Origin of the sequence: Streptomyces sp. P17, assembly GCF_032436805.1 — a bacterium.
Lineage (GTDB): Bacteria > Actinomycetota > Actinomycetes > Streptomycetales > Streptomycetaceae > Streptomyces.
This window is the reverse complement of sequence record NZ_JAVRBF010000697.1, coordinates 1-279: the sequence shown is the minus strand read 5'-3', so window position 1 is coordinate 279 and position 279 is coordinate 1. Positions and strand designations below refer to the sequence as shown.

At 71.3% G+C, this 279-nt stretch carries 1 protein-coding gene; it reads left to right on the top strand.

The window, feature by feature from the left end:
• A partial coding sequence (locus RMT89_RS42635) for a hypothetical protein (protein ID WP_315889133.1) occupies positions 1 to 279 on the top strand: 279 nt, incomplete at both ends.

Here is a 279-nt window from a genome sequence, read left to right as displayed (position 1 = left end):
CGACGCTCAAGGAAATCCTGGAGCGCACGGCCGCGGGCCAAGGCGACGCGGACAACCCGTACGCGAAGGCGATCGGCGACTTGTATGCATCCTGCACGAACGAGGACGCGGTCGAGGCGCGCGGCGTCGCCGACCTTCGCCCCGAGCTCGATCGCATCGACGCCGTGAAGGACGCCGCGTCGCTCGCGAAGGTCGTCGCGGTGCGCTCCGTCAGCACGCCGAACCCCCGGCCCCACGACGCCTTGTCGTCGGGGATCGGCGTGCTCGCCATCCAGCCGC